The following is a 24,655-nucleotide window of genomic DNA, read 5'->3' as shown; positions in this document are numbered from 1 at the left end:
GGAGCGGAATGAAGCGAAAGTTTCACGTTCCGTTCTGAAGGAGAGGTAGGGGTAGAAATGCCCCTATCGACTCTAACTACCCGAAGCAGAAGGAAGTTGGGCATTACCCCTACTACATGAACGAATTAGTAGTTGGTCTTCGCCAATAGAAAAAGCAGCTTCCCAACTCAAACTTGTTTGTGAACAGAGCATCAATCCAGTCTTAAGTAATTAGACAGAATTAATTACACAAATACATAGTAGAATGATATTTCAGGCAAAATTATGAGTTAATTAGAATTTCATATGATGTTTATCAGGGAAATAAATCCTCTTTCGTCTAAATTGCTCGACTCGAATTTATCGCCAAAGCCGACATCATCAGGTACGTCAGAGAGCACATTGCCTCATATTAGCTTCGCAAGGAGTAAAAAAAGGAGAGTTAATGAATATTTTCAAAATAAGTTATAAGACCCTCTATAACTGGTTCAATCGGTGGGAATTAGAGGGAATGATAGGACTTTATAATAAACCAGGAAGATGTTCTAAGCCACTATTTAAGTCTTCGCAGAAAGCCCAAATAAAAGAGTGGGCTAAACAAGAACCAAGGCAATTAAAAAATGTTAGCCAAAAAGTTCAAGAGACCTGGGGCATAACTCCCAGTACAAAAACAATTAAAAGAATACTAAAAACTCTAAATATGAGTTGGCATCGTATGCGTAAAGGAGTGGGAGGAACGCCTCCCGCCCAGGAATATCAAGAGAAAAAGGCACAATTAGAAGAATTAAAGCAATTGGACGCTCAAGGTAAAATTGATTTATATTACTTGGATGAAACGGGATTTTGTTTGATTCCTTGTGTCCCCTATGGCTGGCAGGAAATCGGAGAATATTTAACAATTCCTAGTCGTCGTAGTCAGCGAATGAATGTACTAGGAATCATGAATCGAAATAACCATCTTGAAACTTATATTTCCTCTCAAAGTATTAATTCAGATGTGGTTATTGCCTGTATTGATGCTTTTTTCCCCACAGTAGATAAGCCAACGGTGATTGTCACAGATCAAGCTTCTATTCATACCAGTGATGCTATTGTTGACAAACTTGAAGAGTAGAAACAACGTAATATTACTCTTTTTGAGTTGCCTTCTTACTCACCTGAATTAAATTTAATTGAAATTTTATGGCGGTTTATTAAGTATGAATGGATTGAAATATCTGCTTACAAGAGTTGGGGAACTTTTGTTACATCTGTGGAAAAAATCCTGAAAGAATTTGGAGAAAACTATGTAATTAATTTTGTCTAGCTACTTAGCAGTTTTAGATCGAGAATATGGCAATGCTGGTTGGGTACTAGCGCAAGCTTCCATTCAAGCTGATTGCTTAATGCGACTCCGAAAGAATGCCTGTTTTTGGTCAGCACCACCAGCATATAGTGGTCGCGGCAGACCACGCAAGCACGGGCAAAAAATGAGGCCGGGTGACCAAACCACATGGCTCGAAGCGGATGCTGTGATTGAAATTGACGAACATCCAGAGTTGGGGCAAGTCCGAGTCAAGCAATGGCTTGACTTACATTTTTATCGTGCGCCTGAACAGAGAGTAAATTTAATCCTCGTGGAAAGAATGAAGCCCATGTCAAACGGTCAGCCGTTTCCACCCTTGTGGTTGGCTTGGGTGGGAGAACGAACTCTACCCTTAGAAACAGTCTGGTTCAAATATTTACGACGTTTTGGAGTGGATCATTGGTATAGGTTTGCCAAGCAACGACTACACTGGACATTGCCTAACCTGAGAACTCCCGAACAATCCAAGCGTTGGAGTGATTTAATGCCGCCCCGGAGTTGGCAACTCTGGCTGGCTAGGGATTTAGTTCTGGAAAATCGACTTCCTTGGCAATCTGCTACGATTAATTTAACTCCTGGACGTGTTGCCCAATCAATGTTTTCGGTTTTAGTTGACATTGGTACTCCTACAAAAATCCCTAAACATAGGGGAAAAGCCCCCGGCTGGGAAAAAGGAAAGGTACGTACTAAGGCATCGTGCTATCCCACTGTTAAAAAACGGGTTTCTCGACGGAAAAAGTCTTCAAGATTAGCTGTTTAATCTTCTACCTCTTGAGTTTTTGAGCAACAGCTTGCCTTCTGCTAAAAGGCTGCTACTTTTAGCTGCACTGATTTTTTAGTCTAAACTACAGTTACTTGACTTTTCTACTTTAGATGAGAGTGCAATTGACGGAAGCCACCACTCCTGATAAGACCGTAGATTAACGATCGTACACAGGATACAATTTCCTTTCAGTCGATCGACTTTGCAGGAGAGCTATTTTGTGCAATCAAATTATTATCGATAGTTTCACAAGGAAGGGCGATCGACTTTGCCGCCGCCGATCGAACTGTGCGATCGATTCTGGGGGCGATCGAACTTTTGTACGCGCCTTCGATCGGGCTCTCGATCCTGGGGGCGAGCGATCGTATCCTCTCATTTTTGTGTCACATCTTCAGGGGATATCAGCACGCAGCCCTGTCTGGCCTGCGATGACACGGCACTAATTCTTGGATGAACACGGATCTCGCCCCAATCTAGGATACAACGAGGCAAGAAAACCCGCCCTAGCTTGTAAACTAGGGATAACAGAATACGCAGGAAAGATTTATGCCGTCGGAAAACCAAGACTTGCTCAAAACTCAAACACCTAACAGTCCAAAGTTGCCAGTTCCCTCAGACATTTTATTGAGCTTGGTCGCTTTACCCATGCTGGGCGGGCTGGTGGTGGCTAAAGCTGCTGCTGAGTTTGTTGCGTCGATCGGCGTTGAAAGCGAAGAAGTCTTTCGGGGTTCGCGCCTTCCCGTACTCAACTTTCCTCAATCACAGGATTAGAAAGCCCAAGGAAGGATGCTGCTGCTAGAAGTTAAATTTTGTGACCCCGCCCAAAAACGGATACGGTGCCACGTACTCCTGTCGGGGACAGATAAAAATTTTCGACCCTAGTTCAACATCCCAGGTTCATCTTTGAAGTAAATCTAAAAGTGTTCGACTTAGCGCGACTCAACTGACTTCTGGCCGAACGTCTCACGCCGATCGTCTAAAATCTAAAATCGCAAGTTAACTGACCTGAAAGCTTGACAATAGGTACAATCCGTGCTGTAAGAATTAATCTTTCCTTATACTTTGTACATAAGTGCCTTCTACTTTTAACGTTGCAATAAGTCTCAAATTTGACTGCAAACAAAAGTGTTTTAGGCGAAACTAAACCATACAATTTTCTTGACACCCGCAGCTATTGAGGAACAGCCCGATGAGTTCAGTCCTCCAGTCTTCAGAACAGGCTATTGATGCAACATCTATTTCCCCTTTTCCCGCTTACTCAAAATCAGACCTGTTTCTACGAAATCGCCTCAAAGTTGTAGAGGACTTGTGGGAATCGGTGCTGCGACAGGAGTGCGGGCAGGAATTGGTGGATTTGCTCCAACAAATGCGATCGGTCAATTCCGCCGAGGGACAAGCCACTCACTTTCGCGAGTCGAATGTCGTACAGCTAATCGAAAAGCTCGACCTCAACGCCGCCATCCGCGCCGCTAGGGCTTTTGCACTGTATTTCCAGTTGATCAACATTGTCGAACAGCACTACGAACAGCGAGACCAACAGCTAGCTTACGCTAGCAGCAACGACGCTGGTGGGCGGATGTTTTCTAAGCTGCCAGGACAAGCAACGGATGCCCCCGATCGCCCCCGCCACCGGGAAGGCCCAGTCCCCGCCCAAATGGCTCCTCGCGGTGCAGACAGCGGCGAGACGATCGCCCGAGATGCGGGAACTTTTCACCAACTGTTCCCGATGCTGCTGCGCTTGAACGTGCCCAGCCAGCAAATCCAGCGCTTGATCGATCAGTTAGACATCCGCTTGGTATTTACAGCTCACCCGACGGAAATTGTTCGCCACACGATCCGCACCAAACAGCGACGAATGGCGAAGATTCTCCAACAGCTAGACCAAGTTGACGAGAAATTTCAGGTGATCGGAACCGACTCTCAAAGCCCCTACCCGGTGTCTTGCTGGGAAGCAGCGGCTCTCCAAGAGCAACTGATGGAAGAAATTCGCCTCTGGTGGCGCACTGACGAACTGCACCAGTTCAAGCCGACTGTACTTGACGAGGTGGAGTACACTCTCCACTACTTCGAGGAAGTTCTGTTTGATGCTATTCCCGAACTCTACCACCGCTTAAAGCAAGCTTTGCACGCTTCTTACCCTTATCTGAAACCGCCTAGTTACAATTTTTGCAAGTTCGGTTCTTGGGTGGGATCGGACAGGGACGGCAATCCTTCGGTGACTCCGAAAGTTACTTGGCAAACTGCTTGCTATCAGCGCCACTTGGTGCTAGAGAAGTACATCAGCGCGGTGAAACGGCTAAACGAACTTTTGAGTTTGTCGCTGCACTGGAGCGATGTGCTGCCGGAATTGCTGGAATCTCTCGATCGCGACAAATCGGAATTCCCGGAGGTTTACGAGCAGTGGGCAATCCGCTACCGCCAAGAACCTTATCGGTTGAAGCTGGCCTACGTGCTGCAGCGGCTGGAAAATACGCGCGATCGTAATTGGCGGCTCTACAAAGGAGACGAATTGCAGCGGGAACGCGAAGCTTTGTCGGAACATCCCGGAATGACCGGCCTTTATCGATCGGGGGCTGAGTTTTTAGCCGAACTCAAGCTCATCGAACACAATTTAGTGGAAACAGGTTTGAGCTGTCGGGACTTGGAAAATCTGCTCTGCCAAGTAGAAATTTACGGGTTTAATTTGGCTTACCTAGATATTCGCCAAGAGTCAACAGTACACTCGGACGCTTTAAGGGAAATTGCTGAATACTTGCAAATTTTGCCCAAGCCTTACAATCAAATGTCGGAATGCGATCGCATTATTTGGCTGGCAACGGAACTGCAAACTCGCCGCCCTTTAATTCCAGCAGAATTGCCCTTTTCTCCCAAAACTTGCGAGACGATCAATACCTTCCGAATATTGCGGCAAATGCAGCAGGAGTTTGGCTCGGAAATTTGCCAAACTTACGTCATCAGCATGAGCCACGATGTCAGCGATTTGCTGGCGGTTTTGCTGTTAGCAAAAGAAGCGGGACTTTACGATCCCGCAACAGGAATTAGCAACATTCAAGTAGTTCCCCTGTTTGAAACGGTGGAAGATTTGAAAAAAGCGCCGGAAGTAATGCAAAAAATATTTGATCTGCCGCTTTATCGAGCTTTGCTAGCAGGAGGATACGCGCAGGAACTAGCGGTAAAAAACGCCGAAAATCTCAAATGCCCCATCGAAAATCTCAAATTGCAAGAGGTAATGCTGGGCTATTCGGACAGCAATAAAGATTCTGGTTTCCTCAGCAGCAATTGGGAAATCCACAAAGCTCAAAAGGCTTTGCAAATGGTTGCGGAAAAACACGGTGTGGAGTTGCGAATTTTTCACGGCAGAGGCGGTTCTGTAGGGCGCGGTGGTGGGCCTGCTTACAAGGCAATTTTGGCTCAGCCTGGAAAGAGTATTAACGGGCGAATTAAGATTACTGAACAAGGCGAGGTTTTGGCTTCTAAATATTCTTTGCCGGAGTTGGCGCTTTACAATTTGGAAACTGTGGCGGCGGCGGTAATTCAAGCGAGTTTGCTGCACACTGGTTTTGATGGCATCGACCCTTGGAATGAGATTATGGAGGAGTTGTCGGTAAAATCGCGATCGCACTACCGCAATTTAATCTACGAACAGCCGGATTTAGTTGATTTCTTCCACCAAGTTACCCCGATTCAAGAAATCAGCCAGTTGCAAATTAGTTCTCGCCCGGCCCGTCGCGGTGGTAAAAAAGACATCAGCGGTTTGCGAGCAATTCCGTGGGTGTTTAGCTGGACTCAAAGCCGCTTTTTGCTGCCTTCTTGGTACGGTGTCGGCACAGCTTTGCAAGAGTTTTTGCTGGAGGAACCGGAAGAACACATGAAACTTTTGCAGTATTTCTACTTGAAATGGCCGTTTTTTAGAATGGTAATTTCTAAGGTGGAAATGACTTTATCTAAGGTGGATTTGCAGATTGCAGAACACTACGTGCAGGAGTTAGCTTTGCCAGCGGACAGGGAGCGTTTTAAGGCTTTATTCGATCAAATTGCTGCCGAATTTCACTTGATTCGCGATTTGGTTTTAACGATTACCGGACACCAACGTTTGTTGGACGAAGATCCATCGCTGCAGCGATCGGTGCAGTTGCGAAATGCGACGATTGTGCCTTTGGGTTTGTTGCAGGTTTCGCTGCTGAAACGCTTGCGGCAGCATGGTAGTGGCGGGGTTCCGGGGGTGATTCACTCGCGTTACAGCAAGGGTGAATTGTTGCGGGGAGCTCTGCTGACGATTAATGGAATTGCTGCGGGGATGCGGAATACCGGCTAGGCAAATAGTTTTGAGTTGTGAATTAGTGGTAAGGTGCGCGATAGAGCACCTTGCTACTGTTAGTTTCAGAATTCGGGCGATCGCCCATTGTATAGCAATCCTCGCATCATTTGTGTAATTCTTGTAGGGGCAAACCCCCCGTGGTTGCCCCCATGAGACCGGGGTAGGCACTCTTAACACTACCCCTACATCTTTTTACGACTCCTGCAAGGATTGCTACAGCATATTCCATGTAGATGTGGTACACACAATCTTCTAGCCCGTGTAAGGTGCGGATACACCCGTCAATCTGTAAGTTTTATCGACCAATATTTCGCCGCGACGCACCCTACAGATTAACACCACACAATATAGCTTTATAGTGTACTTCATGAACCACCGAAGAGGCTGTATAGTCACAGCCATAGGAAACTGTTCGCTATGCTAGCTGAGATTTTTTTATGTCTAAACGGAAACAGTCTCAAGGTTGTCGCCCGATGCTGCGGCGCACTTTTTTATTTTTAACGGGCATAGCTTTGGCGCGGGTGGCGGCTGACTATTTTGCGATCGCCCAAAACCGAGATAGTTTCTTGACTCTCATGGGTCAACTGTGGCAAAAGTCACTCGCTTTTTTATCAAGTATACAATCAAATCAAACTCCTAAACCTCTCCCTAGCAATCCCATTGTAAAATCGGCAAAAACAAATCAACCTCTGCCGAGTAATCCTATTGTAAAATCGCCCGAAAATCCTCCTGCTGTGCAGCCGTCTCAACCTAAAATTATCAAAAAACGTTCTGCTAAGCAAGCAAAACCTGTAGAAGTCAGCAGCAAAAATGTAGCTGGCGCAAGTTTTTATCTCACAACTATTGACCTCGCCGACCCAGAAAATTATATCACAATAGGGTTAGCTAATAATGCCGATTTTGCTAATACTTCTAAAGTAACGCGGGGCGACGAACCTTTTGAAAATATGGTGGCGCGTTACCGGGCTGCTGTTGTTGCTAACGGGACTTTTTTTGGTAAAGATGAGCAGAAATCTGTGCTGGGAAATATGGTGGCGGCGGGTAAGTTTCTGAAATATAGCCGATGGGAAAATTACGGCACGACTTTGGGAATTAAAGCCGGAAATCAATTGGAAATGGTGACGGCTAGAACTGAAGGTAAGCCGGATTGGAGTCAACATTGGTTTTCTCTGACCAAGAATTTCAAAGGTGGTACCCGCCACGTGATTTATCCGTGGAATCAATTCTTTAATCGAAAATCGAAAATCCTCAAGAAAGAGCATTTATCTCGCGCAAGTCAATCTAAAATCTAAAATCTAAAATCTAAAATCGATTGACTTGCGGGCCGAGATTGGTTAAAGCGGGGAAAGTTTGGCTGTCTCCTTTGTCGGAAGGTTTTAAAGATGCTGGTGTTTTGGGCGTGGGTTCGAGAACGGCGATCGGCTTTCCGGCTTCGAGAGATAAGTTATTTTTGGTGACTTTTCTTGATAGTTTGTCTTTGGAAGCAGAAGCTAATGTTATGCGGGCGATGGCGTCCCGCCCCGCAAGCTACGGCTGTTTTGAAGCGATGAATTTGGACGGGGGCGCTTCGGTGGGTTTGGCTCATCAAGGGCAGATTTTATTACCGCCGGGACGGAATTTGACGAATGTGCTGGTGGTTTACGATAAAGAATATCCGGCGCCGGCTTATTTAAAGCAGTCTTGGGAACTCTTTCAAAAGGGATCTCGACCTTCCCCCATCCGTCCGTTTTTTTTGAGTGAATTCACAATTGATATAATATTAAGTAAGCTTTTGCAGGCACAGATTATGACAGCAACAAGAGAAAAAATCTGGACAGTCGAAGAATATCACCGCATGATTGAAGCTGGGATTCTCAATGAAGATGATAAGATTGAATTGCTAGATGGGAGAATTGTTGAAATGAGTCCCCAAACACCAATCCATGCTGCTACAACCCAACGCAGCGATCGATATCTACAACATTTGCTAAGAGATTTAGCAGCAATTCGCGTGCAGTTGCCAATTAGTTTATAACAAGAAGAAGCCAAAGAAAATGTGAAATGCTATTAGCTGTTTCACCAGAAAGCTATAATTGAGGAAATTATTTGTAATGTTAGAATTCTCTTTAGAAAATCTTTCCGAAAAAATACATTACGGAAAGACAAAAGATTATTTTCAAGAAGTTCTATCTTCGTACCACAATGGCAACTATCGTTCCGCAGTGGTAATGCTTTGGTCTGTCGCTGTTTGTGACATAGTTTATAAACTTGAATATCTTGTTGATTTATATGAAGATTCAGGCGCGAAATCAATTCTTGATGGCATTACAAAATCACAAAAGGATAATCCAAAATCACCCTCTTGGGAATTTGAACTGATTCAGCATACCCATGAAAATACAAATCTGTTGGATCACTCAGAATATGCAAATCTGGTATATCTTCAACAGCAACGCCATCTATCCGCTCACCCTATATTAGACTCAGATAGACAATTACATACACCTAACAAAGAAACGGTGAGGGCGCTGATTAGAAATACTCTGGAGGATTTGCTTATAAAGCCACCTTTCTACACGAAAAAAATAATTGAGGAACTTTTAGAGAATATTGCGGAAGCAGCGCCAGCACTTAATACTAGAGAAAAAGTAAAAAAATATGTAGAAAGTCGATATTTAAGTAGACTTAAACCTGAAGTTCAACTTTCTATTTATAGAAGTTTGTGGAAGTTTGTATTTAAGCTGGACAACGAAGATTGCACAAAAAACAGAGATATCAATTTGCAAACACTTGAGGTAATCGGAAATCGGAATGCCGAAACTATTCTCAACCTAATAAGAGGAGATCAAGACTATTATAGTAATGTTTCATTGATTCCGCTCATTTTGGATTATTTAGTATTTTATCTGTCAAAAAATCCTAAAATTTATGCTCTTCTTAATGTAGATGCGAAACTTAAAATACAGCATAATGTTGAAACTACTCAGACAAGCAAAATCTGTGGATGGTTTGTAAAGGAGAATTTACAGGTACACTATGAAGACATCTTATCTTTAATAGAAAACGATATTGACTTCTATTTTAGGAAGGGACAATTAAAATTTTTGCTTGAGACACCTGATACAGAAGAGTGGCAACATTTATTTTGTCGCATACTATCTAGTTATTACTGTGCTAGCAGAAGATTTGATGAGGCAGACTATCGATTTCAGGAAGCCATATCTCCTTACCTTGAATTCTTTGATAAAGAGGCAATAGTGTTTTTGATTGAGCGAATTGAACAAAATGATCAGGTGTATGGGCGTCGAAAAGCAAAAGAAGAACACAAAGAAATCAAGAAAAAGCTTTTTCAATTACACGGACAGGAATTCGACTTGAACCGTTACCCAAATTTCAAGAAAACTGTGATGGAAGATGAATGCTAAGTCAGCTAACTAATCAAAAAATCTCCTCATCCGCTTTCGCGGGATACACCCACGACTCAATGAGCCCGCATAACGCCCCTACTCAAGAGTTTGTGGATAATTCCTGCATTCCCTACGGAGAGTTTTCCCACTCGGCGGTAAGCTTGCGGAAATTGTATTTAGACGCGCCGGGGTGACAAGTAACGCAACTGCTGATATTTGCAGGTTGTGACATTTTGACTTTGGGGTGCAAAGCTTTGAAATAGCGAGAACTGGCGACTCGGTAGGCGATTTCTTCGTCTTTGGCTTGGGGACGGGAAAAAGTTTGCAGGTAGTTCCAGACTAGCAGGCGGGGCGGGTCTACTAGCAGTTTGATGGTTTGTCCGTAGTGTTGGGGATCTTGCAGCAACCGGCGCCAGGTTTCTGTAGGTAATACTTGCGGTGGTAAAGCGATGTGACAGGTGGCGCAGTTTTCTAGGTACAGTTGCTGTCCGAGTTGGTAACGATCGGGAATACGATCGACCGTACCAGTATCCTCGATCGAAGAAACCTGAGCAAGTCGCGCGGGAGTGCGAGAATAGGCAGTCTGAGCTGCAACCCATCCGCCGCAGGTACAGCAGATAATTATCAACACTAGCAACGTTGAGTAAAGCCCCCGCAACCCTACTCTGCGACGTTTGCGGGGTTTTTCCTGTTTCATAATTCTGAATTTATTTTTGGTTAAATCACTGGTATGCTCATGCCTTCGCGGGCTAAGCAGGCATTGGCGAACGCTGCCTGCACCTCTGCTTCTGTACGATCGAGAAAATTGTCATCGTGACCCGGATCGTGGTGAAACATCACGATTTTTTTGACTCCAGCAGCTTTGGCTATTTCTACTCCTGCTTGCCAAGTCGAGTGTCCCCAGCCGACTTTTGGGGTTTTGAAGTCATAATACTCTTCGTTGGTGTAGTTGGCGTCGTAAATCAGCACGTCGGCGTTGCGAGCTAGGTGTAACACGTTGTCGTCCAGCCGATCGGGAAAATGTTCTGTATCGGTGCAGTAGACGGCTGTGTGTCCCTCCCAAGTGACTCGATATCCGATCGCGGTGTTGGGATGGTTCAGCAGTGCCGTTTCTATTTTCACATCGTCGAGTTCGATAATATCCCCAGGCGTCAAATCGTTGAATTTGAGGTCTGACTGCATCACCTGGATGGGGACGGGAAAATTGGGGTGCACCATTTGGTCGGCAAGACGGTGTTTGATTGTAGTGCCGTTGGGGGCGATCGCACCGTAAATGTGAAAACAGTTCCCTGGGATAAAGGCGGGAGTAAAGAACGGAAAGCCTTGAATGTGATCCCAGTGAGTGTGGCTGAAAAACATATGGGCTTCCACCGGCATTTGCCGCAGCAGATTGAGGCCCAGAACTCGCAGGCCCGTACCGCCGTCAAAAATCAGGCGTTTTTTGCCCAAGCGCATTTCTACACAGGAGGTGTTCCCTCCGTAGCGAAGTGTTTTGCTGCCGGGGGTGGCGATGCTGCCCCGCACGCCCCAAAACTGAACGACAAACTCGGTCAAAGGACTATTTTCCATAGTGGCTTGGCGATCGGAAGGCTGTGGATTGGGTAGAGAGGGTGCGGAATCTGGCATTTTTTTTAGTTTTGGGGGCTGGAACTTGGGAGTTGAAATCTTAGTTTTTACTTTTTAGTTTTTAGCAATCTGTACTATAATAAAGCCCTCGATCGGGAAACTATTCGAGTGCCTAATACTTGGGCTGTTAGAATTCTCAACCTTACCGATTCGTGTAGGAGATGTCACACTTGAGAGATGATTTGTTGCATCATCCGGGCAGCCCGCCGTGTTCTGTGTTCTGAGATTAAGATAGCGCCGATCGCTCTAAGTGTTAGGGTAAAACTTCCTCAAACGTAGAACGCATTCCTCTGGGGTAGAATTTGCGCTTCATCTTACTCTAGGAGTAGTATTTTTTTCAAGATTGGGGGCGGGGCGCGGTTTTGAGGAATGCTGTTCCGGTGAGTCGGCATTCACGACTGATTTGACATTCTAGCTACCCGTTCCTCGACTGCATCCCTAGACGTGCAGCGATCGCCTTATGTTCGGCCCCCTGAGTTTTTAGTCGGGTTGCAGTCGAGGAGTGCGGGCTAGGGGCTTATTTGCGATCGGCTGCGATGCACTTTTCCACTAAGGGCATGACTTGATCGACATCTTGCCAACCCAGAATTTCCGTGACTTTTTTCTCCAAATTTTTGTAGGTTCTAAAAAATTCGGCTATTTCGTCCAAGCGGTGGGGGGCTACGTCTTTGAGGGACTTATAGTGAGCGTAGCGGGGGTCTTTGTCGGGAACGCACAAAAGTTTTTCGTCCCTGTCGCCTCCGTCGATCATTTCCAGCATTCCGATCGGACGGGCTGCGATTATGCACCCTGGAAATGTGGGCTCATCCATCATCACCATGCCGTCGAGGGGGTCGCCATCATCGGCTAAGGTATTGGGTATGAAGCCGTAGTCGCACGGATATTGGACTGAGGAAGAAAGCACCCGATCGAGAGCAAAGGCTTGTAAGTCTTTATCAAATTCGTACTTGTTTTTGCTACCGGCGGTAATTTCGATGAGGACGTTGAGCAGTCCTGGTTTCGGCTGTGCCGGAATTAGCGATAAGTCCACAACAATATCTCCAAGTTAACAGATGATTGGGATGAGTGCTACTTGCCAAATCCCTTTGATAGCATTTTACGGGCGATCGGGCCTTTCGGCTGCATGAGATTGACCGAAAGCGGACGAGTGTGTCGCCGGCTGGGGGAATACACGCTTTCGGGCGGGACGCCCATCCCACACAAGAGAGAGGGGACGGGCGGGACGCCCATCCCACAATTTGAGAGGTACGGGCGGGACGCCCATCCCACAGTTTGAGAGGGGAATGCTTTGTTTGGGCGATGGAGATATTTTCAGAACCATTTATTCTTTTTACCGTCTGTCAAAGTTCTTTGAATTTTTAATCCCAACCACTGGCTCAGTTCTGTAGCTAACCATTCGATTTCTGATTCACTGAGTTTCTGCTTCACTCCTAGTTGATATTTTTGGTTGCCGGCTTGAATAATCATCTGAGAAACTCTAGATAATTTCTGTTTTGTGCCGTGCCTAGTATATTCAATTTGTTCAATTTCCAACTGGCCAATATCTTGTCTGGGAGCGGGCGGGGAATAATACCATTCCCACCCTAGCAGATGGCTGATATAGGAAATTTGCTGTCGATCGATTCTGAGACGCCTTTCCACAAATAGCATATCGAGAAACTTTGCTACTCCTAAACCCGCCAATAAAATTCCTATTATTAAACTAATTCCTGAATATTCTTCTTGGCTCACAAAGTTTACCAACAATGGAATATTCAGAGCAATCACAACCGAAAGCAGAGCAGTTAAACCCAAACCGACTCCTGATGGCGGAATTATAATTTCTACCAACTCGGAATTTTTTGTCAGTTTAATAGCGCTGCCTTGCCGCTGCAATGCCACAGGCATTTTGTCGCTTGTGCGGGGATTTTTGAGCTCTCGCCATGCTTCCCCAGCCGAAGATAACCGTTTGTTCAAACTCGGTTCTGTCATCCATTCCAGCCAATCAATTAAACTAGGATTGAGGTGCGCGACTCGATCGGCAAATTGAATTTTCAAATCCTGATGCGACAGTTCAGTAGGATGCAAACCGGTTACCAAATAAATTAAAGTTGCACCTAAACCATAGAGGTCAGAAGCCGGAACCGAGCGCCCGCCAAATTGTTCCGGTGCCATATATCCGTAGGTTCCTACTACTGTAATTGTACCGCCAAATTTTGCAGCTTGGTTCTGCACCGAACCGAAATCAACTAAATAAACTTGTCCGACAGTGTGGGCGGATCTGCCGTGCAGTAAAATATTGCTGGGTTTAATGTCCCGGTGAATCACAGGTGGCTCTTGCTCGTGCAAATAAATCAAAATTTCTAACAGCGATTTAGCTAATTCTTTAACCTCACTCTCGCTAAAAGTACGTCCCGATCGCAAATGCTCTTCCAAAGTTTTCCCCTTTACATAAGTCTGTACCAGGGCAAAGCTTTTACTGTCTGGTTCGTCAATTTCCAGGTAATCGAGGTAGCGCGGAATTGCTGGGTAAGAAAGTGATTTTAAAGTTTCCGCTTCCCGTTCAAATAGTTTGAGGTCTTGCCATTCAAAATCGCCACCGAGGAATAGCTGTTTGATGACAACTAATTCTTGAGTTTGCAAGTCACGAGCTAGCAGCGTTTGGCGACCTGTTTGTTTTCCCAGTTGTCGCTGCACTTCGTAGCGTTCTGCTAATATTTGACCAGTCATATTTTTTACCTTATTTTTAGCGTGACCTTAAACATTTTTTTTAATTCCTAACTTTACCAAGCAGCAGAATATCGGGGAGAGATATCTTATTACCTATGTGAGATTACTGTCTGCTTGCTTTTTGATACCATCGGGTAATAGAATCAGTAATTGCCCCCATTGACAATCCTGTAATTAGTGACGGCCCCAGCACAGATATAATATCTAATGGATAAAAATAATATTTACCCTCATATAGCCTCATATTCGCTATAATCTTAAAGAAAAAGAAAAAGATGCTTGTTGAAGTACATAGTACAATACTAATTGCAGTTAAAACCTGTCGGTAAAGTTTGGGATTAGTTAACGGGAAAAACCACAGGCGCGTCACAACTCCTATCATTATTCCATTCCCCAAGCCTAGACTAAAACCGAGACAAAATCCTTCGATAATTGTCTGCAAATCTGGATACATAAAGATTTTGTAAATTGCTGTACAAATTCCTACCGCTATAGTTCCTGCCGCAGTGCTACGCCCGATCGCATTCTTGAACAACCTAGAGGTATCTAGCGTTTTTCCCAGTCTCAATGTCTGGGAATATTTATTTATTTCCTGTGGTTTTTCTAGAACTTCTTTAGCTATTTGGACTGAGGCGGGACGGCATTCTAAACTCGGATGCGTCATCCACTTCAGCCAATTGGTAAAACCGGAACTCAGTTGGGTGAATTGCTCGAACTCGATCTGCAAATCTTTCTGCGGCAAGTCGGCTGGATGCTGCTTGGTAATTAAGGCGATTAAGGTGGCTCCCAAGCTGTACAAGTCGGAAGCTGGAACTGCTCTCCCGCCAAATTGTTCGGGCGGCATATAGCCATAAGTTCCGACAACGGTGACTGTTTTTCCTTGTTGGGTTGCTAGGGTTTGAACTGCACCAAAATCGACTAGGTAGACTTTGCCGACGCTGTTGCCCGATCGATTCTTGAGTAAAATATTGCTGGGTTTAATGTCGCGGTGAATGACGGGGGGCTGTCGCTGGTGCAGATAGGCGAGGATGTCTAATAATGCTGTGGCTAATTGTTTGACTTCTCTTTCGCTGAAGGTGCGGCCGTCTGAGAGATATTCTTGTAGGGATTTGGCTGCGATGTAAGTCTGAACTAGGGCGAATCCTTTGCGCTTGGGCGTGTCGATTTCAAAGGAGTCGAGATATCGGGGAATTGCGGGATGGGATAGGGATTTTAAGGTTTCGACTTCTCGCTGGAACAGTTTTAAGTCTTCCCAGTTAAAGTCGCTGCTGAATGACAGGAGTTTGACTACTACTTGCTGTTGGGTTTTTAAGTCGCGGGCGAGTAAGGTTTGTCTTCCTGCTTGCTTGCCGAGCCGCCGATCGCACTGATAGCGATCGGCTAATATTTCTTTTGACAAATCGCCGATGTTTTCTCCGCTCATCTTCTCTTGCCCTAGAACCGATTAAACCTAGTGTAGTTGACAAAAGTGCAATAATCGGAAATGTTTGGGCTAGGGCAAAAAAAATTTTATGTCAAATAGCAACCGCCTTTAAAAGCCAGCTTTCTCGCACAATCAAGAAGCGCCTGAGTTAAGCTGGAATTTAATTTTGGATTTGCTTATAAATTGACTGCACTACGTCGAGCAGGCTCAAGACTTGCTGCCATTCGGGGGCATCGGGGTTGTAGCTTTTGGCGCGCTGAGTTTTCAAACTGTGGTGCAAGAGGGAAAGCAGCGCGTCTGGAGACTGTAAGGAATTGTCCTCTTCATCTGCTGGGGTTTGGGCTGCATTTTCTTCGATGTCTTCTTTAATCTTTTGTGCTCGATCGGCGAGGGCTAAAGATCGGCCTGCCAGGTTTTCCGGCATTTTGGGCTGTTCGGACAAAGACGCGCTGGTTAGTTCTACCAATAGTTGACAGACTCGATCGACCCATTCGTGATCGTTTACTGAAAAGGAACCTGATTTGAACACTTGCCCGTCAGGTCTTTGTTGAATGGTTTGTACCTTCTGGATCAGAGGAATAGCCTTAACAGTGATATTTTCCGGGATTCTGGGGATATCTGACAGGGAGCTCCGAGCAATCTCCAGCAATAGTTGGTAAACCTGATCTACCCACTCAACATCTCCCGATTGCGAATTCCAATTATTCATAACTGACGCTAGTGGTTTTCTATATCTAAGACTAGAACATTGACTATCTGCGAAGGAAGCTCTTTTTAGGAGCCACTAACGCTATTAAGACTTAGGCGGACGGGGTGATAAACCCGGTTTTTGAGCGGATGTTTCGTCGCCTTTCTCCAAGATTTTTCTCAGAAACCGGGTAACGCTGCCGCCAGTCATAACTATTTTTAAGCGCTTCAAATAATAGAAGTGCTAAGTTTGTTGCGGTAGGTAGTGCGAAGGAAACACGTAGGGCGAAACCCCCGCATCTCGCTTGCAAATTCAAATCCCGTTATATAACCATAATACCTGTTGGAGCTTATTTACAATTACCTCAATAGGATATTAAGGTTAATTGGTGGTGGGATGGGAGGCGCACCCCCGATCGCGATCGCCCCCGCCCCGAACCTTGACGCTACCGCCCGCATTTGCTGTGGGCTACTGCTATTTTTCTGTGAGATTCCACACACCATCCCAGTTGAGTACGTCTGAAAACCCATGTTGAAATAACATACAGCGATCGACGTGCAATTTAGCTGCCTTGTTTTTCGGGTCAACTTCCAGAACGGCGTTAAATTCGCGTTCAGCGTCTTTAAAGGCTTGCTTGGCTTTTGGTTCTAAGGCTTTCTTAAACTCGCTCAGCAGTTTTTTCACCCGATCGAGTCCCAGGTTTTCAAATTCCTCATCTAACATTTCTGCAACTGTCTCGCAGGCTCGACTTTTAATTTTCGCCTGCAATAGCTGCCTGATCTCTGCGGGTTTCAACCGCTTGATTTGGGGATTTGATGGTTCTAAGATGTCTGCTTCCAACAGCTTTTTGACTTCGCCTTCTTGCAAGTATTTAATATCGTCTGCTGATAGGGGCTTGATTTTTGCTTGCAGCAGCATTTTGGCTTCGTCTTCCGAGAGGTTTTTGATGCCTTCCAATTTCAGCAGTTGGATTTCTGGCTGCAACAGTACGATGAGTTTGTCTGCTTCGGACAGGTTTTTCGGGTCGTACTCTGACAGCTTTTTCAGTTGATATAACAGGTTTTTGAGTTCGTGTTCCAACTGTTGCTCTAAATTGTAGGAAAGTTTCTTAATCTCTGCCTCCGGCATTTCGGCGACATCCTTTAAGATGTTTTTCACCTCACTTTCTGAGAGTCTTTGGCTGACTGGAGATTTGTAATGTTCGCGCCCCTTCGTGTAATGTTCTATAATTTGTTGCTGTGTTTCGGTTAGTGACTTGCCCACTGGCGAGTATCCCTCGCGGATGCCGACGAGTTCGTAAACGATTACGGGTTCGCTTTTGCCTTTGACAGTAATAAAGTCGAGTTCTCGCACGTACAGCCGATCGGCATAATCTCTGTAAGTATTGTCGCTGATGATCAAGTCGGTGCCGTACTGCTTGCTAGCGCCTTCTAAGCGAGAGGCGAGGTTAACGCCGTCTCCGATCGAAGTCAATTCCATGCGTTTGCTACTACCGATGTTGCCGCTGACAACTTCATCGGAATGTACGCCCATACCAATGCCGATCGGCAATTCGCCATGTGCCATACGATCTTGATTAAACTGGGCCAATTTTTCCCGCATTTTCACCGCCGTTTGCATCGCGCACCAAGCATGATCCTCTAGGGGCGCTGGAGAGCCAAAAACTGCCATCAGAGCGTCACCGATGTATTTGTCGAGAGTCCCACCGTACTCGAATACGACATCTACCATCACTTCAAAATATTTATTCAGCATCACTACCACTTCTTCGGCTTGCAATTTTTCCGTAAGTGTGGTATAGCTGCGAATATCTGAGAACAGCACCGAAACGTTTTTGCGCTTACCGCCCAATCCTGTATCGCCTGAAGCTAACAAAGCTTCGGCTACTTCTGGCGTCATGTAACGGTACATCAAGTTTTTGATTTGCTTGGCGCTGCTAATATCTTCCATGACGACTAACGCGCCGTTTACCTTGTTGGGGTCGGTAGCGTCAGTCATTGAATTAATCGAGAGATTGATACTCTGCCCCTCTCCTTCCAAAGTAAGCAAAACTTGATCGGGGTAATACTGCTGGCGATCCTTATCGTCTTCGGGAGACAAAGACGCATCAAACCATTTGGCAAAATCGCCTTTTTCTAACTTAATTAACTCGCGCAAAGATTGACCTTCGCCTAATTCTGCATCGCTGACACCCAGTAAGTTTTTGGCACTGGGATTTGTCGCTACTATATTGCCTTTTTTATCTGTAGAAATCACGCCGTTAGTCAAGGCGTGCAGCATATCTTTTTGTCTTTGTTCTTGCTGTTTGACTTCGGCAAACAGTTTGGCGTTTTGCAGCGCGACTCCTGCTTGGATGTTAAACGCCTTCATAAATTCCATGTCGTTGCGATTGAAACTCGCTTTCCACTGTTCCGGGGCATGAGGCCAATCTTCCGGGTTGTAGGGGGGGAATTCTCCTTGTCGTTTTTTATTAACTAATTGGGTGACGCCAATCAATTTTTTGTCCGAGTTAAAGACTGGCATACAAAGCATACTGCAAGTGCGGTAGCCCGACTTTTGATCTACTTCTTTGGAAGTGGCGGCGCGGGGGTCGTCGTACACGTCAAAGGGAATCAGCAGCGGTTCGCTAGATTGGGCGACGATGCCTGCAAAACCAGCGGTTCTGGGTATGCGAATTTCTTTAAGGTTGCCCCCCATCGGGATTTTAGTCCACAGTTCGTCTTTCTCTTCGTCGATCAGCCACAGGGTGCTGCGATCGGCGTTCATGAGTTCTTGGGCTTGATCCATCACCCTTTTTAGGGTATCTTCTAAGTCTAAACTGCTCTGAGAAAGAGCGTTGACGGCATTCATCAGCGCCGTTGCTGCTCGTTGTCTCTGAGTTGCTGCGTAGAAAGATTTGGAAGATTCTAGAATTAGGCGAATCGAGGGAGCAAATTCTTTAAAAACTTGTTCGTCTTCTTTAGTAAATCCGTGCCTATCGATTTGTTCGTCTAAAGTCGGGTATTTTTCGTGATTTGGTCTTAGTTTATTAATCAGTTGAACAACTGCTACTAACTCTTTTGTATCTTCATTAATCAGGGGCATTGCCAGCATTGTATAAGTGCGGTAGCCCGTTTTTTCATCAGTTTTTTTGGCGTTAGCCGATCGTTCGTCGTTGTAAAAATCGTAAGGGATATTAACCACTTTTTGGAACGTGGCTACTTCTCCTGCAATGCCCACGTGGGCCGGAACTCGGATTTCTAGGTTTTTGCCATTTTCGTCTTTAGCGACGATCGCCCAGAGTTCATTTTTTTCGTCGTCTAATAAAAATATCGTGCTGCGATCGGCATTCAGCAATTCCCCTGTTTTGAGGGTAATCGACTGCAACATCTCGTTGAGGATGGCATCAAATCCCTCGCTCTCCAGGATATTGTCGAGCATTCCCAGGGTTTGATTGACAACCTTAAGTTTGTCTTCTACTTCCTTAACTACTACTGTGAAACTTTGCTTATTTAGAAGGTCAAGAATGCCAGAGAGGTTTCCTTGGCGCGGGATAATTGCACTGCTCCTAATTTCCGGGGGAGAATAATGTTCCTGATGATGATTTTCACCGCCGACAACAGCGACATCAATCACGTTGTCCAGAGAAGAGTAATTGGTGGAAGATGCAGATTTCATAGACCTTTACAGAAGCTTAAGTGTAAGGGTTAGTCTCTAAGCGAAGAGAGCCGGGAAGTTGATTAGTGAGTCACCTGTCGCACAAGACTCAAGTATGTTTGATACTCCCCACTGATGAATCAGGGGGATTCTTGACTAAGACCATAAAGGGACTTTCAAAGGCGTTATCAATGCGCCTCTACTGACTTCTTTGAGACAAAGCCCCAAAGTTGCCGCTACTTTTCTACCGATATTGCCTGCCCCATTGCAATCAGCATTAATCAACAAACCTTCAAGAGTACGGTACAATCCGCGCTTAATTCTTTGACCGCAAGGTTGCCACCCTTCTGGTTTTTCGCAGAATTTAGGTAGCAAATCAAGATCGATAAAGGAAGCCTTCGACGTATACGACTCTTCGGTTTCCACAAACCGAATCCCGTACTGCTCGCATAACTGAGCAATACGGGATTTTAGCCTGCCCGTTGGAATCTGAACAAAATTTTGATTAGTTTTATTTCCTAAACTAATACCATTTTTCATGACAGCATTCCAGCCGAATACTACAGTACCAATTTTATTGAGCAAGCAATGATTTATTACTTTTCGAGCTGCTTTGTTGACAGCATCCCGCATGGTGCGATTGCGATTCTCAGTTAAACCCTCCAATCGTTTTGACCAGTAACCATTCGCTTTCCCTGACATCAAAAACGCAACACGCTTGTTATATCCTTGATTGATGGACTTCAGATGTCGTCCGTCAATTATTAAGCTAGTCCCCACATTGCTGATACAAGTCAACCAATTGTTCATCCCGTGGTCGATCATCAAGACCTTGGATTGGTCTACCTCTACTTGGACATCTTTCAGTTTGTAAATCAACTCTAAATAGAAGGCACCGTTTCGAGGTAGAATCCTATATTCTCTGATTGCTTTGTAGTCGAGATTGGTAGGCCGAGGAAGATAGAAAGCATCCAAGCCGAACCAAGTTTTAACCTTGCTGCCCAATGGGAATCTCAGTAGTCCATCCTTAAGCCGGACAGAGCGACCTGTATAAGTCACTAAAGCTAGACCGCCTTGTCGATAATTCGGTAATCTAGGTCTTTGGGTTACAGTGCCTTTGCCAATTCCTCTCAGTAGTCCAATGTAGGATTTAAAAGACTCAGCGACGGTAGTTAAAATCTGTTGCGCGGTATCCGAATAAAATGCTTTGTAATGCAAGTTCTGGTTTTCTGTACCAAGCACTTTGTGCAACTGGGCCCTACTCGGTATCTTGCCTGTCTTGAAGTACATTTGGCGAGCATAATATATTCCGCAGTTCGTCAACTTTGACGACTCGCTACAAAGGAATTCTAGAATTGCTTTTAAGTCTGTATTGGGACTTATTAGATTTTGTTGGCATCCAAACATATTCTCTTTCCTCCTTGTTAAATTATACTATCATAGTAGGATTTCATCCTGTCAAAAATAAACACTATAATTCTGTTTATGTTCATGATTTGACCCCTGCTGTAGATCGATCTACAGCAGGGGTCAAATCTGTCGTAGCCTATCTTCTGCTATGAAGGAATTAATTGAGGATAAAGATGTTAGGCGACGGTCGTCGCTGCCGCTTTCCTCCCCATGTCGGTAGCCCGGGGCTTCTCGCTCGTTTTTTGGTGAAAGTATTTCCCAGTTTACAGAACTCCGGCCACAAGGCAATGGCAATTCAGTTGGCCTTGCTGCCCAAGGGAGGGTGGGAGAGTAACGAGGCGGTGGGAGTGCTGCAATCTTTTTAGAGATCGCGAATCTTGTTTAAAGGGTTTATTAACTGATTTTGACATTGTGCGTACCTGGTTTAACTATGTTCTGCCGAGCTTTGAGCCGATCGCCCCCAGTAACATGAATGCGTACTGGCGGGAGGACTGCTGAAAGAGGGGTGGCCTTGTGGGACTAGCCGCAATTGTGACACTACCAGTTGCTAGTGATGTGTGCCCTTCTCTACACAATTGTGGTTTTTAACTAGAATTTCTCTCTATTTTGCTGCTCTTAGCTTTCATCCCACTAAATTCACGGGGTTTTCAGCTTTTTTTTGTAAAATTTGCGGTTGACATTTTTAGTGTAACCTCCGACTCGGAAAAAACTCCGCCTTTTAACCCCCCGATCGGCTCAAGTGTGTCATCAGGGTTTGGCGGACTGAGTTTGGCGCAATCCGGCGGCTTCGACAAGCAGGGATTCAGCGAAGGCGATAGCTTCTGTTGCTGACCGGCCACTGGCGAGTTGGGCGAGTTCTTCCCGCCGCTGCTCACTGTTGAGGGCGGCAACTCTGACTACTGTACGTTCGACTGGTTCGGAGTTGGCTGCGGGTTCCTCGATACTTGGTTCTGCTTCGATCGTCTGTTTGTTGACGCGAAAATGACAATCAGCCATGGCGGCGATCAGCGGCTGGTGGGTGACGCAGAGAACTTGGTGTTTGTCGGAGAGTTGGTAGAGTTTTTTGGCGATCGCCCCAGCGACTCTCCCGGAGACTCCAGCGTCGATTTCGTCAAAAATCAGCGTACCGGCGCTTTCAATTTGGGAAAAACAGGCTTTGATGGCCAGCAGAAAGCGGCTCATTTCTCCCCCGGAGGCGATCGCGCCCAGAGGTTGCAATGGTTCGCCCGGATTCGGGCTGAAACAAAAGGCGATTTGGTCGGCACCGGTAGCGGTTGGGGTACAAGGCGAGATTTCGACTTGAAACTGCACTTTTTCCATTGCTAAGGGCTTAAGTTCTCCTACGAGGTGCGTTTCTAGTTTGAGGGCTGCTTCGCGCCGCAGGGTGGTGAGGTGGCTGCAAGCGTCTTTTAATTGCTCTAAAGCGGCCTCATATGCGAGTTCTAAGGCTTCCATTGACTCGCCTCCTTCTAAAAGTTCATTTAGTTCGTTTTGGATGCTTTGATAGTAGGCGATCGCTTCTTTGAGCGGCCCGTATTTGCGACAAATTTGTTTGAGTTCGCGAATCCGATCTTCTACTTCTTCGAGTCTTTCGGGATCTGCTTCTAATTGTTCGCCGTAGCTGCTAATTTGCCGGCTGGCTTCTGTGGCTTGAGCTAAAGCATCGCTGACCATTTCGAGGATTGGTTGCAACTGCACATCGTAAACCGCCATGTCGCTTAAAATTCCTTCGGCTTTGCTCAACAAGTCGGCGGCGGATGCGCTGTCGCCCTCGTTTTGGTACAGGGCTTGGTGGACTTGGTAACTCTGCTGCTGCAATTCTACGACGTGGCTCAGCCGGATTGATTCGTGTTCTAGCTGTTCGAGTTCGTCGGCGTCTTCGATGTGGGCTTCGCCGAGTTCTCGGACTTGGTATTCTAACAAATCAAGTCTTTGCAGTCGCTGCTGTTCCGACTGACGCCTGCGTTTGAGGGCGGTTTTGGCGCTGTTGGCTGCCAGCCACGCGGAGGTGATGCTCGATCGAGCTTCCGTAAGCTTTTTGCCGCCGTATAAATCGAGCCATTCTCGCTGGAGGGTTTCTTGTCCGAGGTGGACGGTTTGGCCTTGGGCGGTAATTTCGACCAGCCGATCGCGCAGTTGATCCATTAACTGGCGGTTGACGAGAATTCCGTTCAAGCGCGATCTCGTGCGTAGAGCACCGCTAGAGGCGTTAATTTCCCGGCTGCAAACGGCTAAATTTCCGTCTATGGGTTCGATTTCTTGCTCGCCCAGCCACATTGCGGAAGCTTTGTCCAATTCAAAGGTAGCTTCCAATATTGCCCGCGTTGCTCCGGTACGAATCGATCGGCGATCGACTTTCCCGCCCAACACTGCATCGATCGCATCTAAGATAATCGATTTACCAGCGCCGGTTTCCCCTGTAAATACGTTCAAACTCGGGCCAAATTCTAGATCCAGGCAGTCAATTAAGGCAAAGTTTTCTATTCTGAGGTATAGCAACATGAGGAATGGGGAATGGGGAATGGGGAATGGGGAATTGTTAATTGGGAATTTGTAATTGGGAATTGGTAAGTGGGAATTGGTAAGTGGGAATGCGTAATTGGTAATTGGTAAGTGGGAATGCGTAATTGGTAATTGGTAATTGGTAATTGGTAAGTGGGAATGCGTAATTGGTAATTGGTAATTGGTAATTGGTAATTGGTAATTGGAGGCAGAGCCTGGAAAATTATTGGTGCCCAATAACAAATAACAAATAACAAATAACAAATAACAAATAACAAATAACAAATAACAAATAACAACTGACTTCTATAGTTTCAACCACCCAAACAAATCTCCTACCGTCAGCCGCAATTCTGCTGCCCAATCTGGAACCGGCAACAATTCTTCTGGTTTTGCTAAAAGTTCCGGTTGCTTTCCAGGGGGATAAATTAAGATCGAGCGCACCATCGGATCGATCAACCAACCCATTTTAGTGCCGTTTTTCAAACAGTGTAAAATATTCCCAGTTACTTTAGTTTGACTCTGGCCGGGAGACAGAATTTCAATTGTCCAATCTGGGTAAGTTTCAAATACATTAGCAACATCCCCATTTTCATCAACTGGTATTCTGTTCCAAGTAAATACTGTGACATCTGGCACAATTGATCTGCCGCCAAAAGTACACCGCAATTCAGGAAAAGCTAAGGCAATTTTCTGATTTTTAACGGCGACATTAATGGCTGCGACTAATTCACCTTGAAGCCGGCTGTGTTTTCCTTGTGGCATAGGTTTTTGGATGATTTGACCGTTGATATATTCGCTAGCTGGTTCGGTTTCTGGCAGTTTTAGAAACTCGGACAAAGTTAGTTTTTTTGTTTGTGTTTGTACCAT

At 45.6% G+C, this 24,655-nt stretch carries 19 protein-coding genes and 1 pseudogene; 9 read left to right on the top strand and 11 right to left on the bottom strand.

From position 1 onward, the window contains the following. Positions 1 to 285 precede the first annotated feature (285 nt). From QUB51_RS08845 to QUB51_RS08810, 8 genes and pseudogenes are all read left to right on the top strand, one after another. Positions 286 to 1,285: pseudogene (locus tag QUB51_RS08845) on the top strand (IS630 family transposase). Further along, positions 1,278 to 2,084 carry a hypothetical protein gene (locus tag QUB51_RS08840; protein WP_333260538.1) on the top strand — a complete coding sequence of 269 codons (807 nt, stop codon included), beginning with the start codon at positions 1,278 to 1,280 and terminating at the stop codon, positions 2,082 to 2,084. The pseudogene QUB51_RS08845 and the gene QUB51_RS08840 overlap by 8 nt, the downstream one beginning before the upstream one ends. Before the next feature lie 221 nt (positions 2,085 to 2,305). Next, positions 2,306 to 2,530, top strand: coding sequence for a hypothetical protein (locus QUB51_RS08835; protein ID WP_333053484.1), 225 nt, complete (start codon positions 2,306 to 2,308; stop codon positions 2,528 to 2,530). A gap of 103 nt (positions 2,531 to 2,633) precedes the next feature. Then, positions 2,634 to 2,858 carry a hypothetical protein gene (locus QUB51_RS08830; protein ID WP_333053485.1) on the top strand — a complete coding sequence of 75 codons (225 nt, stop codon included), beginning with the start codon at positions 2,634 to 2,636 and terminating at the stop codon, positions 2,856 to 2,858. A gap of 418 nt (positions 2,859 to 3,276) precedes the next feature. Next, positions 3,277 to 6,402, top strand: coding sequence for a phosphoenolpyruvate carboxylase (gene ppc, locus QUB51_RS08825; RefSeq protein ID WP_333053486.1), 3,126 nt, complete (start codon positions 3,277 to 3,279; stop codon positions 6,400 to 6,402). A gap of 440 nt (positions 6,403 to 6,842) precedes the next feature. Next, positions 6,843 to 7,697, top strand: coding sequence for a hypothetical protein (locus QUB51_RS08820; RefSeq protein WP_333260542.1), 855 nt, complete (start codon positions 6,843 to 6,845; stop codon positions 7,695 to 7,697). A 38-nt stretch (positions 7,698 to 7,735) separates the two neighbouring features. Then, a complete protein-coding gene (locus tag QUB51_RS08815; protein ID WP_333298265.1) occupies positions 7,736 to 8,419 on the top strand; it encodes a phosphodiester glycosidase family protein in 684 nt (227 codons plus the stop codon). Positions 8,420 to 8,495: 76 nt separating this feature from the next. Beyond that, entirely contained in the window at positions 8,496 to 9,809 is a 1,314-nt protein-coding gene (locus QUB51_RS08810; protein ID WP_333246185.1) for a hypothetical protein, read from the top strand. Between the two features lie 112 nt (positions 9,810 to 9,921). Here the strand turns inward: QUB51_RS08810 and QUB51_RS08805 are convergent, their stop codons facing one another. The 9 genes from QUB51_RS08805 to QUB51_RS08765 form a co-directional block, all read right to left on the bottom strand. After that, on the bottom strand, positions 9,922 to 10,488 hold the full coding sequence (locus tag QUB51_RS08805) for a diheme cytochrome C (RefSeq protein WP_333260544.1): 567 nt from the start codon (positions 10,486 to 10,488) through the stop codon (positions 9,922 to 9,924). A 20-nt stretch (positions 10,489 to 10,508) separates the two neighbouring features. Beyond that, entirely contained in the window at positions 10,509 to 11,417 is a 909-nt protein-coding gene (locus QUB51_RS08800) for an MBL fold metallo-hydrolase (protein WP_333233906.1), read from the bottom strand. 517 nt (positions 11,418 to 11,934) lie between these two features. Next, a complete protein-coding gene (locus QUB51_RS08795) occupies positions 11,935 to 12,447 on the bottom strand; it encodes an inorganic diphosphatase (protein ID WP_006634582.1) in 513 nt (170 codons plus the stop codon). A 66-nt stretch (positions 12,448 to 12,513) separates the two neighbouring features. Continuing rightward, a complete protein-coding gene (locus QUB51_RS08790) occupies positions 12,514 to 12,738 on the bottom strand; it encodes a hypothetical protein (protein ID WP_333260547.1) in 225 nt (74 codons plus the stop codon). Then, complete coding sequence (locus QUB51_RS08785; RefSeq protein WP_333260549.1) at positions 12,729 to 14,126, bottom strand: serine/threonine-protein kinase; 1,398 nt, start codon at positions 14,124 to 14,126, stop codon at positions 12,729 to 12,731. The genes QUB51_RS08790 and QUB51_RS08785 overlap by 10 nt, the downstream gene beginning before the upstream one ends. A gap of 103 nt (positions 14,127 to 14,229) precedes the next feature. Further along, positions 14,230 to 15,549: a serine/threonine-protein kinase gene (locus tag QUB51_RS08780; protein ID WP_333208974.1), complete on the bottom strand. Its 1,320-nt coding sequence runs from the start codon at positions 15,547 to 15,549 to the stop codon at positions 14,230 to 14,232. A 160-nt stretch (positions 15,550 to 15,709) separates the two neighbouring features. Continuing rightward, positions 15,710 to 16,258: an inorganic pyrophosphatase gene (locus QUB51_RS08775; protein WP_333053499.1), complete on the bottom strand. Its 549-nt coding sequence runs from the start codon at positions 16,256 to 16,258 to the stop codon at positions 15,710 to 15,712. A gap of 453 nt (positions 16,259 to 16,711) precedes the next feature. Further along, a complete protein-coding gene (locus tag QUB51_RS08770; RefSeq protein WP_333053501.1) occupies positions 16,712 to 19,894 on the bottom strand; it encodes a GAF domain-containing protein in 3,183 nt (1,060 codons plus the stop codon). Between the two features lie 135 nt (positions 19,895 to 20,029). Beyond that, positions 20,030 to 21,280, bottom strand: a complete 1,251-nt coding sequence (locus tag QUB51_RS08765) for a transposase (protein ID WP_333053503.1) — start codon at positions 21,278 to 21,280, stop codon at positions 20,030 to 20,032. A gap of 176 nt (positions 21,281 to 21,456) precedes the next feature. On the opposite strand from QUB51_RS08765, the gene QUB51_RS08760 reads away from it, so the two are divergent. Continuing rightward, a complete protein-coding gene (locus QUB51_RS08760; RefSeq protein ID WP_333053505.1) occupies positions 21,457 to 21,648 on the top strand; it encodes a hypothetical protein in 192 nt (63 codons plus the stop codon). A 382-nt stretch (positions 21,649 to 22,030) separates the two neighbouring features. Here QUB51_RS08760 and recN read toward each other — a convergent pair whose 3' ends face one another. After that, positions 22,031 to 23,785 carry a DNA repair protein RecN gene (recN, locus tag QUB51_RS08755; RefSeq protein ID WP_333053506.1) on the bottom strand — a complete coding sequence of 585 codons (1,755 nt, stop codon included), beginning with the start codon at positions 23,783 to 23,785 and terminating at the stop codon, positions 22,031 to 22,033. A 306-nt stretch (positions 23,786 to 24,091) separates the two neighbouring features. Next, positions 24,092 to 24,655 carry a Uma2 family endonuclease gene (locus tag QUB51_RS08750; RefSeq protein ID WP_333053507.1) on the bottom strand — a complete coding sequence of 188 codons (564 nt, stop codon included), beginning with the start codon at positions 24,653 to 24,655 and terminating at the stop codon, positions 24,092 to 24,094.

Source organism: Microcoleus sp. AT8-A3, assembly GCF_036705675.1.
Lineage (GTDB): Bacteria > Cyanobacteriota > Cyanobacteriia > Cyanobacteriales > Microcoleaceae > Microcoleus.
This window is presented reverse-complemented; position numbering and strand designations above follow the sequence as displayed.

Excerpts from the sequence above, each read along its gene's own strand:
- QUB51_RS08780 (WP_333208974.1), bottom strand. The coding sequence starts at position 15,549 with ATGAGCGGAGAAAACATCGGCGATTTGTCAAAAGAAATATTAGCCGAT.
- QUB51_RS08820 (WP_333260542.1), top strand. The coding sequence starts at position 6,843 with ATGTCTAAACGGAAACAGTCTCAAGGTTGTCGCCCGATGCTGCGGCGC.
- QUB51_RS08785 (WP_333260549.1), bottom strand. The coding sequence starts at position 14,126 with ATGACTGGTCAAATATTAGCAGAACGCTACGAAGTGCAGCGACAACTG.
- QUB51_RS08805 (WP_333260544.1), bottom strand. The coding sequence starts at position 10,488 with ATGAAACAGGAAAAACCCCGCAAACGTCGCAGAGTAGGGTTGCGGGGG.
- QUB51_RS08800 (WP_333233906.1), bottom strand. The coding sequence starts at position 11,417 with ATGCCAGATTCCGCACCCTCTCTACCCAATCCACAGCCTTCCGATCGC.
- QUB51_RS08770 (WP_333053501.1), bottom strand. The coding sequence starts at position 19,894 with ATGAAATCTGCATCTTCCACCAATTACTCTTCTCTGGACAACGTGATT.
- recN (WP_333053506.1), bottom strand. The coding sequence starts at position 23,785 with ATGTTGCTATACCTCAGAATAGAAAACTTTGCCTTAATTGACTGCCTG.
- QUB51_RS08760 (WP_333053505.1), top strand. The coding sequence starts at position 21,457 with ATGTTAGGCGACGGTCGTCGCTGCCGCTTTCCTCCCCATGTCGGTAGC.
- QUB51_RS08765 (WP_333053503.1), bottom strand. The coding sequence starts at position 21,280 with ATGTTTGGATGCCAACAAAATCTAATAAGTCCCAATACAGACTTAAAA.
- QUB51_RS08750 (WP_333053507.1), bottom strand. The coding sequence starts at position 24,655 with ATGGTACAAACACAAACAAAAAAACTAACTTTGTCCGAGTTTCTAAAA.
- ppc (WP_333053486.1), top strand. The coding sequence starts at position 3,277 with ATGAGTTCAGTCCTCCAGTCTTCAGAACAGGCTATTGATGCAACATCT.
- QUB51_RS08775 (WP_333053499.1), bottom strand. The coding sequence starts at position 16,258 with ATGAATAATTGGAATTCGCAATCGGGAGATGTTGAGTGGGTAGATCAG.
- QUB51_RS08830 (WP_333053485.1), top strand. The coding sequence starts at position 2,634 with ATGCCGTCGGAAAACCAAGACTTGCTCAAAACTCAAACACCTAACAGT.
- QUB51_RS08810 (WP_333246185.1), top strand. The coding sequence starts at position 8,496 with ATGTTAGAATTCTCTTTAGAAAATCTTTCCGAAAAAATACATTACGGA.
- QUB51_RS08790 (WP_333260547.1), bottom strand. The coding sequence starts at position 12,738 with ATGGTTCTGAAAATATCTCCATCGCCCAAACAAAGCATTCCCCTCTCA.